This window comes from Ferrimonas futtsuensis DSM 18154, assembly GCF_000422645.1.
In the GTDB taxonomy this organism is placed as follows: Bacteria; Pseudomonadota; Gammaproteobacteria; order Enterobacterales; family Shewanellaceae; genus Ferrimonas; species Ferrimonas futtsuensis.
Genome location: NZ_AUGL01000002.1, coordinates 1 through 18,477, shown reverse-complemented (window position 1 = coordinate 18,477; position 18,477 = coordinate 1). Strand labels below are relative to the sequence as shown.

Annotated in this window: 13 protein-coding genes; 6 read left to right on the top strand and 7 right to left on the bottom strand. The window is 59.0% G+C overall.

Translation table 11 applies throughout. From position 1 onward, the window contains the following. Positions 1 to 72: 72 nt before the first annotated feature. The 4 genes from G505_RS20315 to G505_RS0102095 form a co-directional block, all read right to left on the bottom strand. The gene (locus tag G505_RS20315) at positions 73 to 468 is read right to left on the bottom strand and encodes a response regulator (protein WP_051215809.1); all 396 of its coding nucleotides are present in this window, start codon (positions 466 to 468) and stop codon (positions 73 to 75) included. Between the two features lie 159 nt (positions 469 to 627). Further along, a complete protein-coding gene (locus G505_RS0102105) occupies positions 628 to 1,371 on the bottom strand; it encodes an HvfC family RiPP maturation protein (protein ID WP_051215808.1) in 744 nt (247 codons plus the stop codon). Next, the gene (locus G505_RS0102100) at positions 1,368 to 2,198 is read right to left on the bottom strand and encodes an HvfB family MNIO-type RiPP peptide maturase (RefSeq protein ID WP_028108074.1); all 831 of its coding nucleotides are present in this window, start codon (positions 2,196 to 2,198) and stop codon (positions 1,368 to 1,370) included. Before G505_RS0102100 ends, G505_RS0102105 begins: the two co-directional genes overlap by 4 nt. Before the next feature lie 372 nt (positions 2,199 to 2,570). After that, a complete protein-coding gene (locus tag G505_RS0102095) occupies positions 2,571 to 3,107 on the bottom strand; it encodes an HvfA family oxazolone/thioamide-modified RiPP metallophore (RefSeq protein WP_028108073.1) in 537 nt (178 codons plus the stop codon). A gap of 225 nt (positions 3,108 to 3,332) precedes the next feature. Here G505_RS0102095 and dusC point away from each other — a divergent pair, with 225 nt between their 5' ends. Then, on the top strand, positions 3,333 to 4,310 hold the full coding sequence (gene dusC, locus G505_RS0102090) for a tRNA dihydrouridine(16) synthase DusC (protein WP_028108072.1): 978 nt from the start codon (positions 3,333 to 3,335) through the stop codon (positions 4,308 to 4,310). Between the two features lie 913 nt (positions 4,311 to 5,223). On the opposite strand, the gene G505_RS0102085 is transcribed toward dusC, so the two are convergent. Beyond that, positions 5,224 to 8,481: a hypothetical protein gene (locus G505_RS0102085; RefSeq protein ID WP_051215807.1), complete on the bottom strand. Its 3,258-nt coding sequence runs from the start codon at positions 8,479 to 8,481 to the stop codon at positions 5,224 to 5,226. A gap of 216 nt (positions 8,482 to 8,697) precedes the next feature. Between G505_RS0102085 and G505_RS20310 the strand changes: the two genes are divergently transcribed. Continuing rightward, positions 8,698 to 10,005 (top strand): dicarboxylate/amino acid:cation symporter, encoded by a 1,308-nt coding sequence (locus G505_RS20310; protein WP_051215806.1) that lies wholly within the window; start codon positions 8,698 to 8,700, stop codon positions 10,003 to 10,005. A 1,061-nt stretch (positions 10,006 to 11,066) separates the two neighbouring features. Beyond that, positions 11,067 to 11,429 carry a four helix bundle protein gene (locus G505_RS0102075; protein ID WP_028108070.1) on the top strand — a complete coding sequence of 121 codons (363 nt, stop codon included), beginning with the start codon at positions 11,067 to 11,069 and terminating at the stop codon, positions 11,427 to 11,429. A gap of 167 nt (positions 11,430 to 11,596) precedes the next feature. Here the strand turns inward: G505_RS0102075 and G505_RS0102070 are convergent, their stop codons facing one another. Then, a complete protein-coding gene (locus G505_RS0102070; RefSeq protein ID WP_028108069.1) occupies positions 11,597 to 12,580 on the bottom strand; it encodes an NAD(P)H-dependent flavin oxidoreductase in 984 nt (327 codons plus the stop codon). Between the two features lie 154 nt (positions 12,581 to 12,734). Between G505_RS0102070 and G505_RS0102065 the strand changes: the two genes are divergently transcribed. Beyond that, positions 12,735 to 13,106, top strand: a complete 372-nt coding sequence (locus G505_RS0102065; protein WP_035384999.1) for a DUF2750 domain-containing protein — start codon at positions 12,735 to 12,737, stop codon at positions 13,104 to 13,106. A 624-nt stretch (positions 13,107 to 13,730) separates the two neighbouring features. Here the strand turns inward: G505_RS0102065 and G505_RS0102060 are convergent. Beyond that, the gene (locus tag G505_RS0102060; RefSeq protein WP_028108067.1) at positions 13,731 to 15,518 is read right to left on the bottom strand and encodes an ABCB family ABC transporter ATP-binding protein/permease; all 1,788 of its coding nucleotides are present in this window, start codon (positions 15,516 to 15,518) and stop codon (positions 13,731 to 13,733) included. A 917-nt stretch (positions 15,519 to 16,435) separates the two neighbouring features. Here G505_RS0102060 and G505_RS20305 point away from each other — a divergent pair. Together G505_RS20305 and G505_RS20300 are read left to right on the top strand one after the other, a co-directional pair. Beyond that, positions 16,436 to 17,833, top strand: a complete 1,398-nt coding sequence (locus tag G505_RS20305) for an MBL fold metallo-hydrolase RNA specificity domain-containing protein (RefSeq protein WP_157508980.1) — start codon at positions 16,436 to 16,438, stop codon at positions 17,831 to 17,833. A 406-nt stretch (positions 17,834 to 18,239) separates the two neighbouring features. After that, on the top strand, positions 18,240 to 18,477 hold a 238-nt coding region (locus G505_RS20300), incomplete at its 3' end, for an IS110 family transposase (protein WP_169628179.1).

The following is an 18,477-nucleotide window of genomic DNA, read 5'->3' as shown; positions in this document are numbered from 1 at the left end:
AAAAAGCCCACTGCGCTGAAATAAGGTTCAGCAGATGGGCCTTTTATGACTACTACCTTTTTCGGCTATAGCTTAAGCAGCTTTAGTTTTGGTTGCAACAGACGGATGTAACATTTCCGCCGCAATTAATGCGAGCTTTTGTTCCGTAAGTGGTTTTTCCATCCAAACCGGTACTCCGCACTCCTCCATCTCCTCCTGAAAGGCCGGCCCGGCCTCGGTAGTTAACAGGATGATGGGCACCTGCTTAAACGCAGGGATCTCGCGAAGCATGCGGCACAGGTGACAGCCATCCATCATGGGCATCACCTGATCGGTCACCACACCGTCGAACTTGGTACTCTTGGCCGCAAGCAGCGCCTGCATGCCATTGTCTGCTGTCACCACTGACATCCCTGCCGCCGTCAGGACCTCCTGGATCCTCGCCCGGCTGCCGGGGTTATCGTCCACCACTAAAATGTGTTTGGTCATAATCCACACCCGACTCCGAATTCCTGAGCGCAGTCTACGTAACCCGCACCCAGGATGGTGTGCTTGAGATCACAACCAAACAAGCAGATTCGGCGAAATTGGATTATGTTTGAAACAGTTTCCCGCCAAATCAATCACACTCTCGCGTGCACTCTCAATTCATGAACGAGATTTGACCACCACCCCAGTGCGCGCCATCTGCCCCAGGATCTGGATCACGCCCTGCTCGATCACTTGCGGGTCAAATTGAGGAAACTGCCCCTGCATCGACAGGATAAGCGCCTCGGTGGAGGTCGGTTGAGTGGCATCCAACTTCGCCAGAAGAGCCTGGGTCATGGGGTTGATCGCCATAAAGGCGATATCCAGATCCAGGTTGCGGTACACCAGCAGCAGGGTGTGCGCTGGATCCACATCCCGGTTGTATTCGGACACCTGATGGACCGGGTAGTCGTACTCGCCTATCTCCACCACCTGGTTGAGCAGCAGCGGCACCTGATAGAGATCGTCGTTTACCGACAGCGGTTGTTGGTGCAGGGCTTCGGGCATCACATCCAGCTTCAGCTCCAGGTATTCGTAGGCGGCCAGGGCTTCCAGATAGTGAGGGTCGCAGTGGCGGTGTTGCCAGCCCTGCAGGAACAGCAGAAACTCGGCGGCAATGTCCACAAACAGCGGAGAGTGGCTGTCGTGGGCAGCGAAAAACGCTTCCCGCAGCTGCGCCCAGTCCGCCTCCTGGTACAGAGACTTGAGTACCGGAAAGCCGCTGTCCACGAAATTACCGATGTTATTGAGCATCAGTTCGCGGTACACCGCCATCCGCTCCTTCGGAATTCCCTCCGGCACCGGATTATTCGGGTCGCGAATGTGCGCCATGAAGGCCTGTTGGCGGGATTTGAAATCGATCATGCGCTCTCCTTGACCCCTCTGACCTGGTCGGCAAGCAGGTGAATACGGTCGATTTCGGCGACCAACTCGCGCGTCTGGGGCAGGTTGAAGTCCCGCTCCAGCAAGGTGGGGTGGAGACCATGAAGCTCATAGGCCCGCTGCAGCAGGCGCCACACCGGATCGATCACCGGCGCACCATGGGTATCCACCACGAAGTCATCGGCCTGTCGATAGTGACCCGCCACGTGATAGTAAGCGGTGCGGCTACCATCGATCCCCTCCAGGAAGGCATCGGCGTCATACTTGTGGTTGATGCTGTTGACGTAGATGTTGTTCACATCCAGCAGCAGTTTGCAGTCGCTCTCCGCCAGCACCGCATTGATGAAGCTCACCTCATCCATGGTGGCACCGGGTTCGGCATAATAGGAGACGTTCTCGATGATCAGAGGGCGCTCGATGATCTCCTGCACGGTGCGGATGCGCTCTGCCACGTGAGTGACCGCTTCCTCAGTGAAGGGGATGGGCATCAGATCGTACATGTGGGCATTGCCGGAGCAGTAGCTTAAATGCTCGGAGTAGAGGTCAATGCCATAGGCATCGAGAAACAACTTCACCTGTTTGACGAACCCCACATCCAGAGGCGCCGGAGCCCCGATGGAGAGGGAGAGGCCGTGGCAGACGAAGGGGTACTGCTCCGTCAGGGCTTTGAACTTGCGCGCCAGTTTGGGCGGTACCTTCATCCAGTTTTCCGGTGCCACCTCCAGAAAGTTGACCGAGGGCGGTACCCCATCCTGGATAAACTCATCCACCATCTCACGCTTTAAACCGAGTCCGGCCCCTGAAATCATACTGCTCTCCTTCTGATCCTATGGATTAAGGCTGGCTGCAACATTAATCCATATGAATCTGGTTTTCTTCGCCTAGGGTCTGTTGATCTTCGGTGGTAAATTTTTGGCTGAGGATGACGGCGAGCAATCACGGAGCTCGATTGCAGGCATAGTGGCCCTACGTCAAAATCGAGCGACACAGAGTGGTCGTCGTCAGTCCAGCCCCGCAGGGCGCCAGTATCGCTCGCATCATCAAGATGCCTTCGCTAAACTCGATAGTCATCAACACATCAAAGTACTTCTGGCGCAAAAGCAATCAGCGAAGGTCTACAGACCCTAATGACAAGGCTGGCAAACGCCAGCCTTGCATAGAGGATTACTCAGGCTGGGACCTTAGGCAGCGCCACCGCACTTACCTTCGCCACACTTGCCCTCTTTGGACTTGGACTCGCCGCCGCACTTACCTTCGCCGCACTTGCCCTCTTTGGCCTTGGACTCGCCGCCGCACTTACCTTCGCCGCACTTGCCCTCTTTACCCTTGGCCTTGGACTCGCCGCCGCACTTACCTTCGCCGCACTTGCCCTCTTTACCCTTGGCTTCGCCACCGCACTTACCTTCGCCGCACTTGCCCTCTTTGGCCTTGGACTCGCCGCCGCACTTACCTTCGCCGCACTTGCCCTCTTTACCCTTGGCCTTGGACTCGCCGCCGCACTTACCTTCGCCGCACTTGCCCTCTTTACCCTTGGCTTCGCCGCCGCACTTACCTTCGCCGCACTTGCCCTCTTTGTGCTTATCACCGTCCAGCTGGTAACCGGCTGTCAGTTCCTGAGCGGCAAAGGGGTTGGCATCGGCCGCAGCAGCGCCCATGGATACGCCAGCTACACACAGACCCAAAGCTGCAGCAACAGTGGTTTTCTTCATAGTGTTCATCTTAAGCTTCCTTCTCTATATCTTCGATTTTTAAACCATTGTTAACCCAGCGCCGTAGTTCGCTGGCTTACGAGAATAGACCCAGCGACCTCAGGATCTATTTCACAATATAACAACTTTTTTTGATCTTGCCGGTTTTCAAGACGGTTTTATCCTGTTAGGGATGATGCAACACCAAGGTGCTGGTACACTGTCGCGCCTTGATAACAGTGGGTTTGGCGGGCTATGAGAGTGATTCTGGCGCCGATGGAAGGGGTGATGGATCCCCTGATGCGGCAAGTGTTCACAGAGATAAACAATTACGATTTGTGCGTCACCGAGTTTGTCCGGGTGGTGGAACAACGGCTGCCGGAAAAAGTGTTTCGTCGTCTCTGTCCTGAACTGGATCAGGGGGGAAAGACCCTGGCTGGCACCCCGGTGCGGGTTCAGCTGCTGGGCCAACACCCACAATGGATGGCCGAAAATGCCGCGATTGCTGCCGAGCTGGGGTCACCCGGCATCGATCTTAACTTCGGTTGCCCCGCCAAATCGGTGAACCGCTCCAATGGCGGCGCGGTGATGCTGAAAACCCCCGAGCAGATCCATCAGGTGGTCAGTCAGGTGCGCGCAGCCGTCCCGGCACACCTGCCGGTCACCGCCAAGGTTCGCCTGGGCTGGGACAGCGGCGATCGGGCGATGGAGATCGCCGATGCCGCCGCATCCGGCGGTGCCGCGGAGCTGGTGATTCACGCTCGCACCAAGGAGGATGGCTACCGGGCCGAGCGCATCGACTGGCCTGCCATCGCCCCCATCGCCAAAGCCCTGACCATACCGGTGATCGCCAACGGCGAGATCTGGAACCGCGCCGATGCCCTGGCCTGTCAGCAGCAGAGTGGGTGTGAAGACATCATGCTGGGCCGCGGCGCCCTGGCGGTGCCCAACCTGGCCAACGTGGTGCGCGGCACCGAATCCGCCTACTCCTGGTCCCAGGTGGCGGCCCTGATGGCCGATTATGCCGAGCGGGAGATTGGCGGCGAGAAGTCCATCTACTTCCCCAACCGCGTTAAGCAGTGGCTGCGCTATATCCTGATGCAATACCCCCAGGCAGAGCCCTTCTTCGTGGAGCTGAGAGTGCTGCGCTGCGTCGATGCCATTGTGGAGTTGCTCAAGCGGGAGCAGGAGAGAGCTTTCGAGCTTGAGCAACGGGGCGAGCCAGTGTTTTAGGTCGCACCATATATCTAAAGAGAAGGAGAGCCAGCGCTCTCCTTTTTGGTTTGGGGACTTAGAAAACTGAGGGGTTTAACTAATAGGCGAGCGAAAACGGGCTCCCATGGAGTATCTATACTCTGCGGCTTAAAGACGCTGGGCTCCGGCATTCGCCGGAGTGACTGTGCGAGGGGGAGCTCTGCAGGATTGCTCAAGCATCATGCGAACCTGCAACTTCAGCTAAACAGCTCCCCTTGATTCAATAACCCACCTCCCAGCACGTACATTCGTCAGCAACAACGCGCTCCCCGGCCCACACGCACAATCGTCTTCCCGGCGCACGCCGGGATCCAGTGGCTTTCAACCTCCGCAAAAACCCCAAGAATCAAAGACGCTGGGCTCCGGCGTACGCCGGAGTGACTGTGCAAAGGGGAGCGCCGCAGGATTGCTCAAGCATCATGCGAACCTGCAACTTCAGCTAAACAGCTCCCCTTGATTCAATAACCCACCTCCCAGCACGTACATTCGTCAGCAACAACGCGCTCCCCGGCCCACACGCACAATCGTCTTCCCGGCGCACGCCGGGATCCAGTGGCTTTCAACCTCCGCAAAAACCCCAAGAATCAAAGACGCTGGGCTCCGGCGTACGCCGGAGTGACTGTGCAAAGGGGAGCGCCGCTGGGCTGAGCCAGCTCTGTGCGAATCTGCCAGATACAACATTCCCAATTCCTGCGAGCTAAGTCGCTGGGCGACCGCCTTCGCCGGAGTGACTGTGCGAGAGGGGGCTCCTGCGGATTGCATCGACTAGCTGCGAACCTGCCAGCCCCAATTGCGTAAGCCCGGGCCCACGTCGGGAGGTTCCCCTCCCGATGCAGCTCAAACTTTCCGGGCACTTTTTGCCCTTAGTCCCACTATATATAGCTACGTCCAATTACCCCCCATCCAGCACCGACACCGAAAAGGCGGCAGGGCTGCCCTTGGGGGTGGTGACCGTGATAAACAGGCTGCCCAGAGTGCGGTCATTGGGGCTGGTCTCCTGCTCGACGGTAAAGCCAAAAGCCATGGGAATCATGCTGTTGGTGCTGCCTACACTGTATTCGGTCACCCCCACCAGCTCACCGTTGGAGGTGGAGGCGGTGATGGTGGTGCCATAGGGGAGTGGGTTGTTGTTCTCATCGGAGAGAAACAGCAGCACCGACTGACTGGCGTTACTCACCAGATCCAGCTGACTGACACTCTGCAGCGCCCCACCGCTGCCCACCTGACGCAGTTTGCCAAAGGGGACGCTGCCGGACATCACCAGGGTCAGGTTACGCCACAGCATCAGCTGGGCTTGCTGGGAATCCTGGCCGGTGTCCACACACTGAGCCGCCGCATCCCCATGGCAGAGCAAGCCGGTGTAGAGACCGTCCACCCCATCAAACTGACCATCGCTGTCGAAGTCGAAAAACTCCTCCTCCACGGCTCCGGCCGGCACCGCGCCACTGACGCTCAGGCCATCAGCGCTGTAACTGCGGTAATGGCCATCCTCATTGTCATCGCGAAACGCTTCGGTGCGGTCGACAAAGCTCTCCGGCGTACCGTCAAACACGCCGTTGCCATTGAGGTCCACAAAGCTCTCTTCACCAATCAGCCGCACCATCACCGAGGCTCGTCCGGGCCTGGGCTCGGCGATGATGGAGCCCTGACCACTGACGTGATCGGCCATGGTGGCCCCCAAGCAGGGAGGCAGTGAGGCGTCGGGGCAGCTGACGGTCACAGACTCAAAGGGCCGTGGATTCTGGCTGCGCCAGGCTGCTTGGCAGGCGCCGTTGGGGTTGGGGCGATCATCCTTGGGGCCGGTTTCACAACTGGCGTCGATAGCGCCGCCTTCGGTGGTAAACACCACCATGGTGCCGTCCGGGACCGGATTATTGAAGTGGTCCGCCGCCATCATGGTCAGCAACACCTGCTCACCGTCAAACGCCCAGGCCTCGGGGTTGAGCAGGGTTGCGCTCAGGGAGAGGCTGTTGTCGTCCGCCAATCCCGTGGTCACCACCAGGGCATCGGAGAGGTTTGAGACCACCGCCGGGTGGCCGCCGCTGTCGCTGCCGGCCCACACCGCAAACACCTTCACCTGAGTCGGCACATCGCCGGCACCGACGGTCACCGACACCAGCCCCTCACTGTTGGAGTAGCCCACCGCGAACCGGCTGAGATTCGAGGTCCCCTCCGGCACATTGGGGCAATCGGTCAGGTCCTGAGCCAGTGGCCGGGGGCTTAGGGTCAGTCCGCCAACCTCTGTGGAGAGTTCGAAACACACCTTCTCCTGGGTGGCCGGTGCACCGGATTGGTCCCGCAGCCGGAAGCTGACCAGGGCAGTCTCGGAGCGAATTCCCACCCCCTGAATGCCTCCACTGCCTTTTAACGCCAGCAGTCCGGGGTCGACGGAGACAAACTGCAGGGAGCCGATGGCCGCGTCCGCCACCTGCACCTGAGTCTGACCGACGACGGTGCTGCCACCAGTCTGGGCGCTGACACTGATCCTGTCCTCCCCCTGGCACCCCTGTGCCAGATAGGTGGCCAGCCCCACCCCGGCCACAGTGGTCACCGGGGAGTCGATCACCGCCAGCCCGGCCGCCGCGCACTGGGAACCGAGTTCCAGCTCAAGCGGCTGATCCACCGCCAGGGAGCCATCCGGGTTCAAGGTTTCCACCCGGATGATGGCGCTGCCACCGGCCGGCAGGGTCTGACTGTCCAACGAGTTGCTCACCGACAGGCTGACACTCACCCTGCCCACTTCGAAGGCCAGCTGCTGCGACTGGTTGGCGATGCCTACCGTCAGTTCCCCTGCCCCAAGATCGCCATTGGTGTAGAGATCCAGCAGTGCCCGCCCCTGAGCATCGGTGATGGCGGTGCCCGCAGCCGGGCTGATGGCACCCAGGGTGGTGGTTGCACTCACCAGCCTCTGCGCCAGGGGTTGATCACTGCCGCTCTGAGTCAGGGTAATGGCGATCACCCCGGGCTGGGTATTGGTGATGTTGGAGGTGGGCTGACACACCTCGAAGTTTCGGGCACTGCGATCCCAGCCCGTGGCCCCATTGCAGTCGTACAGGGCCAGGGCGATCTCCGGCACCACTGAACTGGGGTCAATCTCATCCCCCAGGGTGACAAAACCCAGGCGGCTGATCACCGAATCGAAACTGGCCTCCACCTCGGCCGCCCCCTGCACACTGCCCGCCTTCAGCAAGATACTGGCGCGGCCACTGCTGTCAGTCAGGGCCGTGGCACTGGCGGGCAGAAACTGACCCAGGGTGGTGCTGAAGCTCACCACCCGACCCGCCACCGGTTGCTGAGACGCATCGAGCAGCTGCACCTGGACCAGTCCGGGGTCCGCAGCGGAAACCTGGCTGGTCGCCACGCCACTCTGGCTGCTCACCAGCGACAACTGCAACTGCTCCCCGCCAGCGGTCTCACCTGAACTCTCCTCTCCCAGGGTGGCAAAGGCCAGCGAACGGCTCAGCACAATGCCATCGATGCTGACGGCGCCATGCACCAATCCCGCACCGGCCTCGCTGCCCGCCAGCAGGGTGACACTGGCGATGCCGCCGGCGTCGGTCAGGGCCGTACCCAGTGAGGGGGTCATCGCCCCCACCTCGCCCAGGGTGAAGCTCACCAGGGTATCGGCCATGGGATGACCGTCGTCGCTAAGGTGAGCTCTGAGCTGACCGGGCTGGGTAGGAGACAGGGTCTGCAGTGGCTGACCCAGGGTGTCGGTGAGGGTCAGGTCGAGATTCAGTGTCTGGGCATCGAAGGGGATGCTGGCCTGGACCTGGGTGCCGTAATGGCCGCGAACCTCACCCTGCCCCTTGAGACTCCCCGCGGCCAGGGTGACCCGGGCCTCCCCTGCGGCATTGGTCGACACCTGGTAAGTCAGGGCAGATTCCATTCTGGAGCCGCTGATCTCAATGCTGAGATCGCGGGAGGCAATGCTTGCACCATCGGAGCTCAGACGAGCAACCAGTTGCAGCGTGTCACCGGAAAAAAACTGCTCAACCTGTTGCCCCGACCTATTAAGCAGTTGCAAACTCAGGGCATACGTGGCAGGGAAATCCTCTGCACTGCCCTCCTCGAGGCCATCGCCACCTCCGCAACTCACCAACAAAATCAGAAAAAAAGAGACAAAAATCTGACGAATGACAAAATCCATGATGGGACTCCCTGTCACACCGGGGACACCACTCCTTAGCATCCCAACAACCTTAAGACTAATCACTCACAACGAGTTCGCCACTTCGAATCATCATCAAAGCAATATCAATCCATTGTGATTGCAGATTTCTACATTTACCCCCTTTTTTCCCCTGCAAAGTTCCTGCTAGGCTTAGGCCGCAAATAAAAAAGAGAACCGAATGAAGGAAGTTGCATGTCTGAAAAAATGCAAAAGAAAATGGGTCTGACTGCCAAAATTCTAATTGGCATGTTCGCCGGTATTGCCATCGGCGGATTGTTGCGGATCCTGTTCCCAGGCAGTGAGCTGGTGGAAACCTACCTGGTGGACGGCCTGTTCAGCGTCATCGGAAACATCTTCGTTTCCTCGCTGAAGATGCTGGTGGTGCCCCTGGTGTTTGTATCCCTGGTGTGTGGTACCGCCTCCCTGTCCGATCCGGGCAAGCTGGGCCGCCTTGGGGGGAAAACCCTGGCGTTCTACCTGACCACCACCGCCATCGCCATCACCCTGGCGATCACCGCAGCCATCATCGTGCAGCCTGGCAACGCCTCCCTGGCGGCCGAAGGTCTGGCCTTTGATGCCAAGGCAGCGCCGCCGCTGAGCCAGGTGCTGGTGAACATTGTCCCCAGCAACCCCATCGACGCCATGGCCAAAGGCTCCATGCTGCAGATCATCGTCTTCGCCATCATCTTCGGTGTGGCCATCAGCCAGAGCGGCGAGCGTGGCGCCCGGGTGCGTAACTTCTTCGAAGACATCAACGAAGTGGTGATGAAGCTGGTAACCATCCTGATGCAGCTGGCTCCCTACGGCGTGTTCGCCCTGATGGCCAAGCTGGCGCTGACCCTGGGTCTGGAAACCTTCGGCAGTGTGATCAAGTACTTCTTCCTGGTGCTGGCGGTGCTGTTCATCCACGGCCTGGTGACCTACCCCACTCTGCTGAAGGTGACCACCGGCCTGAGCCCCATCACTTTCCTGAAGAAGATGCGCAGTGTTCAGCTGTTCGCGTTCTCCACCGCCAGCTCCAACGCGACCCTGCCGGTGACCATTGAGAACGCCAACTACCGTCTGGGCGTGCACAACAACATCAGCTCCTTCTCCCTGCCTCTGGGTGCCACCATCAACATGGACGGTACCGCCATCATGCAGGGTGTGGCCACCGTGTTTATCGCCCAGGTGTTTGGCATTGATCTGACGCTGGGAGACTACGTGATGGTGATCATCACCGCCACCCTGGCCTCCATCGGCACCGCCGGCGTTCCTGGCGTAGGCCTGATAATGCTGGCCATGGTACTGAACCAGGTGGGTCTGCCTGTTGAGGGCATCGCCCTGATCCTGGGTGTGGACCGCCTGCTGGATATGGTGCGCACCGCGGTGAACGTCACCGGTGATGCCGCCGTGACCGTGATTGTGGCCAAGTCCGAAGGTGAGTTCGAGGCCGATGTGTACCACGATCCCCTGGCCGGTGCCGACCTGATGGGTGACCGCAAGTCTGACAACGCGTAATCGCCAGTTAGAGTGACAAAGGGCCCTGCGGGGCCCTTTTGTTTTTCTGATTCTGGCGTTTGAAGGGGCGCTCAGTGTATCGAGCATAAAGACGCTGGGCTCCGGCGTTCGCCGGAGTGACTGTGCTAAGGGGAGCGCCGCTGGGTTGTTTTGGCTATGTGCGAACCTGGCGGATACGACACTCCCTGCTTATGCGAGCCTTACCACTCCTCCGGCTAACCCATGCATTCGAATAACCTATCTTTCAGAACGCACAGCCGCCAGTAACAACGCACTCTCCAACCCACACGCACAATCGTCTTCCCGGCGAAGGCCGGGATCCAGTGGCTTTCAAACTCCGCAGAGTCCTCGAGGGCAAAGACACTGGGCTCCGGCCTCCGCCGGAGTGACTGTGCTAAGGGGAGCGCCGCTGTGTTGAACCGGCCCTGTGTGGACCTTCCAGAGATGAAACTCACAATCCGAAAATCAAAGACACTGGGCTCCGGCCTCTGCCGGAGTGACTGTGCTAAGGGGAGCGCCGCTGGATTGCTTAAGCTCTGTACGAATCTGTAAGTTTAGCTAGACACGTATCCTTGCTTCATCGAGCAATCTCTCTGCACGCACAGCCGCCAGCAACAACGCACTCCCCAACCCTCACGCACAATCGTCTTCCCGGCGAAGGCCGGGATCCAGTGGCTTTAGAACTCCGCTGAGTCCTCAAGAACAAAGACGCTGGGCTCCGGCCTCCGCCGGAGTGACTGTGCTATGGGGAGCGCCGCTGTGTTGCATCGGTTCTGTGCGAACCTGCAAGCTCAGCTAAACACGCTTCCTTGATTCAACAAGCAATCTCTCAGCACGCACAGCCGCCAGCAACAACGCACTCCCCAACCCTCACGCACAATCGTCTTCCCGGCGAAGGCCGGGATCCAGTGGCTTTGAACCTACACTGGCGATACAAAGCCAACCATAAGCGCTTTAAACAATAAGATTCAGCCTGACTTGTATGTGCCCCATCTTTCACTGGCATTGTCCTGTCCTTGTCTACACTGATCCTTGAAGGCACTGGAAATAGGGGATAAACCATGCAACGACTGCAACTGTTAGGGGTATGGGAGCGCAGCTGCCAGTTGGTGATCAGCGTGCACAACGATCTGGTCAATCAGCTCCATACTGATCTGGGGCAGCGCCTCTCCAAAACGGTGATTGCCGTTTCCAGCCACCTGGCCAACTGCTACGAAACCAAACCGCTGTGTGAGTCCAGCCTCAATGCCGCCAATGGAGCCCTGGGAGAGCTTCAGGCACACATCGAACAGGCCCATGAACACAAGCTGCTGCCCCTGGCTACCAGCCACACCTGGCTGCAGGAGGTGAAAACCCTGCGCAACGAAGTGGAACAACTGCTGGCCCAGTGCCATCAGCTGAATCCCAGCAGCCAGACAGCCTGATCCTTACCACCCTGATCCCCAAACCTGGCTAATCCAAAGAATGTCTGGCAGACGTGGCCTGCCATATAGCCCCCCCCCTCCACCGACACACCATGATCAACAAGGGCTCCCGAAGGAGCCCTATTCATATCCGAATCAGCAAGCTGCCGGTACTCAGCGACTGAGAACTACTTGAGGTAGACCTTGGCCATCTCGTGATGGTCAAGCACCGCCTCCTTGTATTCGACTTTAAGCTGCTGCACCAGGTTGGCCACCGTGGGGATGTCCTTAATGGCGCCTACCCCCTGGCCGGCGGACCAGATCTTCGACCAGGCCCCGCCCTGCTTCTCCCCGGGAGTCAGCTCCTGACCGAAGTCGAGGTCGGTCTTGGGCGCCAGGGCGTCCGGGTCCAGCCCGGCATTGACGATGCTCTCCCGCAGGAAGTTGGCCGCCACCCCGGAGATGTTCGGGGTGTAGAGGATGTCCGCGGCGCTGGCGCACTGGATCATCTTCTTGTGGCCCACATCGGCGGTGGACTCCTGGGTATTGATGAAGCGGGTGCCCATGTAGGCCAGATCGGCGCCCATCTGCAGGGCGGCGGCAATATCCCGGCCACTGGAAAGGCTGCCCGCCAGCAAGAGGGTGCCCTGGAACAGCTGGCGCACCTCCGCCAGCAAAGCGAAGGGGCTCATGGTACCCGCATGACCGCCGGCGCCAGAGGCCACCAGGATAAGCCCATCCACACCGGCCGACGCGGCCTTGCGGGCATGGCGCACCGTGGTGACGTCATGGAACACCAGGCCACCATACTCATGCACCCGCTCCACCAGTTCCGGCACCGCCCCGAGAGAGGTGATGACGATGGGCACCTTGTGCTTGATGCACAGCTCCAGATCCGCTTCCAGTCTGGGGTTGGATTGATGGACAATCAGATTGACCGCGTAGGGGGCCACCCTGGCGCCAGCCCCATAGCCATGCTTGGCCAGGGCTTCGTTGATGGTGATCAACCACTGCTCAAAACCCTCGCTGGTGCGCTGGTTCAGGGCGGGGAAACTGCCTACAACCCCACTCTTACAGGTTTCGATCACCAAATCCGGGCCGGACGCCAGAAACATAGGGGCGGCAACGGCCGGAAGCTGCAGGGTCTTCTGCAGCAGACTTGGCAGTGACATAGTGCGTTCTCCAAAAACACTCGCCCATATTGTTACCAAGCTCGGCTAACCGGGCAAATTAGTCGACCTTCATACTTATCGAAGGGTTCTCTTTGGTTATGGAACCCGGCAACTGTTATAATCCGCGCCCTATTCCATTATCGAGACCCAGCCCATGTCCCTGACTGAAGAACAGATTAACGACTTCTATCGTCTGACCAGCAAAGAGCGCTTTGACCAGTTTGTCGTCCAGGTGCAGGAGAACAAGGTGGTGTGGACCCTGGCCAACGATCAGGGCTGCGTACTGGTGGACACCGGTGAAGAGCAATGCCTGCTGCTGTGGCATGATGAGGATCTGGCCGAAGGCTGGGCCACCGAAGAGTATCAGGGCTGTCGCGCCATGGGCATTCCGCTGGACGACTTCCTGGCCAAGTGGGTACCCGGCATGACTCAGGACGGCTTCGACGTGGCCCTGGTGCCTACCCGCGCAGGCGAAGGGGAAGTGATGTCCCCGGAAGAGCTGGCCGGCGAACTGACCGCCGAGTAACACAACAACGGGGCCCAAACGGCCCCGTTTTGTTTTGGGCCACACCCTGCTTGTGGCCTCCCTTGCGCAGCACCGAGCACTCGCTGAGCGAGCGGTCACTTACCCGAAACCGCCCCCCCATCCTCAACGCAATTCGAAATAGCCAAACCCAGGCTTCCGTTAAATCATTCTAAGAATTGCTGGGCAAAGTGCGACCAAAGACGCTGGGCTCCGGCCTGCGCCGGAGTGACTGTGCTAGAGGGAGCCGCTGTGGATTGAATTGACTAAGTACGAACCTGCTCGCCAAATCAACAAACCCATAGAAGTGACTCTCAGCAATCACCACCGCCAGCTACAACGCACGCAACAACCCACACGCACAATCGTCTTCCCGGCGCACGCCGGGATCCAGTGTCTTTCAAAAACTGTTTCGAATAGATAGGGCTCAGAGGAGCATTCAAACAATCTGCGAGCTAAGACGCTGGGCTCCGGCGTGCGCCGGAGTGACTGTGCGAGGGGAGAGCACAGTGCTTTGCATCATCGGCGTACGAACCTGCAGCAACATATACCGGCCGCTACGAAGCACTTAGCTTAATTCATCGCACAATGTCTTCCCGGCGCACGCCGGGTTCCAGTGTCTTTAGCTTAAGCCGACCGCTCCTGCTGCTGCACTCGCCATAGGGCGGCGTAGTGGCCCTCTTTGGCCAGTAGCTCTTGATGGCTGCCCTGCTCCACGATCTCGCCTTGATCCAGTACCAGGATCTTATCCGCGTCCACCACGGTGGAGAGGCGGTGGGCAATCACCAGGGTGGTCTGCTCGCGGGCAATCTCAGACAGGGCGGTAAGGATGTGCTGCTCGGAGTGGCTGTCCAGAGATGAGGTGGCCTCGTCGAACACCATGATGGGCGGGTGCTTCAGAATCGCCCGGGCGATGGCCACCCGCTGCTTCTCGCCGCCGGAGAGTTTCAGGCCACGCTCACCCACCAGGGTCTGCTCCCCGTCCGGCAGGCGGGCAATGAACTGGTCCAGGTGAGCCAGCTTGATGGCGTCCCACACCTGTTCATCGGTGGCATCCACCTTGCCGTAGCGAATGTTCTCAAAGATGGAGGTGTTAAACAGCACCGTATCCTGAGGCACTACGCCGATGGCCCGACGCAACGAGGTTTGAGTCACCGAATCGATGGCCTGGCCATCCACCCGAATTGCCCCGCCACTGACCTCGTAGAAACGGAACAGCAGCTTAAACAGGGTGGACTTACCAGCGCCACTGCTGCCAACGATGGCCACCTTCTGCCTGGGCTCAACCCGAAAACTGACCCCTTTGAGGATAGGGCGCTCTGGGTGGTAATGGAAATGAACATCATCAAACTCGATGACGCCGTCGGTGACCGCCAGCTGGCTGGCATCAGACCTATCCTCCACCAGCGGCTTACGGCCCAGAAGATCAAACATCTTCTCGATGTTGGCCAACGATCCCTTCATCTCCCGATAGACAAAGCCGAGGAAGTTGAGCGGCATGAAAATCTGCATCATAAAGCTGTTGATCAGCACGAAGTCACCCAGGGTCATGTCACCGTCGACCACATCCGAGGCCGCCAGCACCATGGCCGCGGTCATCGCCAGAGCAATGATCAGCGCCTGCCCCCCGTTTAGGGCAAACAGAGAGAGACGGTTACGGCGCCGGGCGCTTTCCCACAGCTCCAGCTCCTTGTCGTAGTGATGGCTTTCATGCTCCTCGTTGGTGAAGTACTTCACCGTCTCGAAGTTCAGCAGACTGTCCACCGCACGGGTGCTGCTCTGGGATTCCGCCTCGTTCACCTGGCGGACAAAATCGGTGCGCCACTCAGTGGCCACCACCGAGAAGCCGATGTAAGCCACCACCGCCAGCAGCACAATCAGGGCATAGCCCACATGGTAGTTCCACCACAGCAGGCCGACCACCAGAGCAATCTCCAGCAGGGTGGGAACAATGTTGAATACCATGAAACGCATCAGGAAGCTGATGCCATTGGTGCCCCGCTCGATATCACGGGACACGCCGCCGGTACGACGCTCCAGGTGGAAAGCCAGGTCCAGGTTGTGCAGGTGACGGAACACCTTGAGACCCACCCGACGCATGGCGCGCTCGGTAATGCGACCAAACAGGGTGTCGCGCAGCTCGCCGAACAGCACGTTGGAGAAGCGCACCAAACCGTAGGCCAGCAGCAATGCCAAGGGAATAGCGGTCACATTGGCCATCTCGCCAACGCCATCGAGATTGTCGACAATGTGTTTCAGGATAAAGGGCAGGCCAACGCTGGCGACCTTGGCGGCTATCAGACAGGCCAGGGAGAGGCCTAAAATGGTGCGAAATTCCAGCAGGTAGGGAAACAGCGACTTGAGCACGCCAAAGTTGACGCTTTTATAGTGGACTACCGAACCGTATCGCCGCATTAAATCTTCCTATACCCAAACTGTTGACCGCGCGCACATTATCCTCCTTTTTACGAGGGATTTCCTGTTTGGTTTTCCGAGGAGGGTTCAGGTGTCAGTGTCTTTCGCAAGTGCAAGCAAAGACGCTGGGCTCCGGCGTTCGCCGGAGTGACTGTGCTAGGGGGAACAACAGTGGATTGAGTTCACCAAATACGAATGCTAACAAACCCATGGACGTAGCTCTCAGCAAGCACCACCGTCAACTACAGCGCACTCAACAGCCCACACGCACAATGTCATCCCGGCGCACGCCGGGATCCAGTGTCTTGCTACTCTGTATCAATCAGCCCCGTCACTACCAGCAACGAAGTACTCACCGCCTCACCCGCACAATCGTCTCCCTGACGCACGTCAGGGCCCAGTGTCTTTGAAACGACACTCACCGACTGCACGGATGCCAGCAACGCAGCACTTCCCGCCCCACACGCACAATGTCTTCTCGGCGCAGGCCGGGATCCAGTGCCTTGCTTCTCTGTATCAATCAGTCCCGTCACTACCAGCAACAAAGCGCTCCCCGCCCCACACGCACAATGTCATCCCGGCGCACGCCGGGATCCAGTGTCTTGCTTCTCTGTATCAATCAGCTCCGTCACCACCAGCAACGAAGCACTACCCGGCCCAAACGCACAATCGTCTCCCTGACGAACGTCAGGGCCCAGTGTCTTTGAATTCAACACTCATCGACTGCACAGGGGCTGCAACAAAGCACTCCGCCGCCCCACGCGCACAATCGTCATCCCGGCGCACGCCGGGATCCAGTGTCTTTGAGCCCTTCAACTCACAACCACCTCTGAACCGGAATACCCCCTGAATTTCCCCACCCAACAGCCTAAAGGCTGCTAGGGTTAAAACAGGTAGGGGATAAAAGGATTTATCCAATGATCAAACTGCTGCATCACGGCGCCGCCTCTGGCGTCACCGGCTCCTGTCATCAGCTGTGGCTCGACTCAGACCACTCAGTATTGGTGGACTGCGGCCTGTTCCAGGGGGAAGACCTACAGCGCCGTCACCCTAAAGGTCTGGAGATAGACTTCAGCCTCGACGGGGTGGAGGCGCTGATCGTCACCCACTGTCACATCGACCACATTGGCCGCATCCCCTACCTGATGGCCGCCGGGTTCGATGGCCCCATCTTCTGCAGTGAAGCCAGTACTCACCTTATGCCTCTGATACTGGAAGACGCCATCAAGCTGGGCTTTACCCGCAACCGCGATCTGAGAGAGCGCTTTCTCGAATTGATTCAGCGCCGGCTCAAACCACTGCCCTACCACCAGTGGCATGCGATACCGGGCAAAGCGCCTGGCATGGTGAGGCTGCGCCCCGCAGGCCACATTCTTGGCTCAGCCGTGGTCGAGATCGCCATGGACAGCCATCGCCGGGTGGCCTTCAGTGGTGATCTGGGCTGTTACAATACCCCTCTGCTACCCGACCCCGACCCACCAGAGATGGCCGACCTTCTGGTGCTGGAAACCACCTATGGCAACCGTCGCCATGAGCACCGGGCGGAGCGCAGCAACAAACTGCGCGCCATATTGGAATCCACCCTGGGGAACGGCGGCACTACCCTGATCCCCGCCTTCAGCATTGGCCGGACCCAAGAACTCCTCTATGAGCTGGAGGAGTTGCTGTTCCAGATGCTCGGTGAAAGCGCACTGGCCAAGGTGCCCATCGTGGTTGACTCCCCCCTGGCCGCACGCATCACCCAAAGTTACCGTCACCTGCAGAACTTGTGGGACAGCGAAGCCAAAGGTCGCGTCAGCCGAGGCCGTCATCCGCTGGACTTCGACCAACTGATTACCATCGAGGAGCATCAACAGCACCAGGCGCTGGTCAACCGGCTGAGTCACAGCGGAGAGCCCGCCATCGTACTGGCCGCCAGCGGCATGTGCAGCGGCGGACGCATCGTCAACTACCTCAAGGCCCTGGCGGGCGATGAGCGCACCGACATCCTGTTTGTGGGTTATCAGGCGCCTGGTACTCCGGGACACAAGCTGCAACAGCTTACCGGCCCGGGAAAAGTGACTTTCGACGATGAACTGGTTCAGGTGAGTGCCAAGATTCACAGCCTGAGTGGCTTCTCCGCCCACGCCGACCAACCAGACCTGTTAAGGTTTGTCTCCGGCATGGCGCTGCCCCCAGCCTGCATCAGGCTGGTCCACGGCTCGCCCGTGGCTCAAAAGGGACTGGCCAACTGCCTGAAGCGCACCATGCCCGGGGTAAAGGTTGAGCTGGCCTCACTGATGCGGCACAGCAAGCGGCACAACACGCCGGCATAATCGGCAAAAAGTACTGAGCGAATAGCAACTGATCTAAAGAAGACACAGACCGACCGCACCGAGCCCAGCAACAAAGAACCTCACTCACTACCTGCACAATCGTCTTCCCGGCTAAGGCCGGGAGCCAGTGCCTGTCCTTTGGTTTAGCCTTATGCAAGCTAAGACGCTGGGCTCCGGCCTTCGCCGGAGTGACCGTGCTAGGGGGAACCACAGTGCTCTGAGCTGACTCCGTTCGAAATTGCGGCCAGCAACGGAAACTACTACATAGTGATCAACTGGCCCTCACGCACAATCGTCTTTCCGGCGCAGGCCGGAATCCAGTGATGTGATGGACGCCCCCCTACGATACGGCGTCAAATGCGCCAGAATTAAGTTGCACAACATAATTCAGAGAGGAGCGTCCATCATGTCTATTAAAGCCATTGGAATTGATTTAGCCAAGAGTGTTTTTCAGGTTTGCGTTCTGCTGGAGGATGGCTCCATCCTTTGGAACCGCAAGATCAAAAGAGAAAAGCTGCTTCACACACTCCTTGAATTTCCAACGGGTACGCTGGTGGCCATGGAGTCTTGTGCTCGTTCTCACTATTGGGGAAGGCGGCTTCAGCAGGCTGGTTACCAGGTAAAGCTCATCCCAGCACAACATG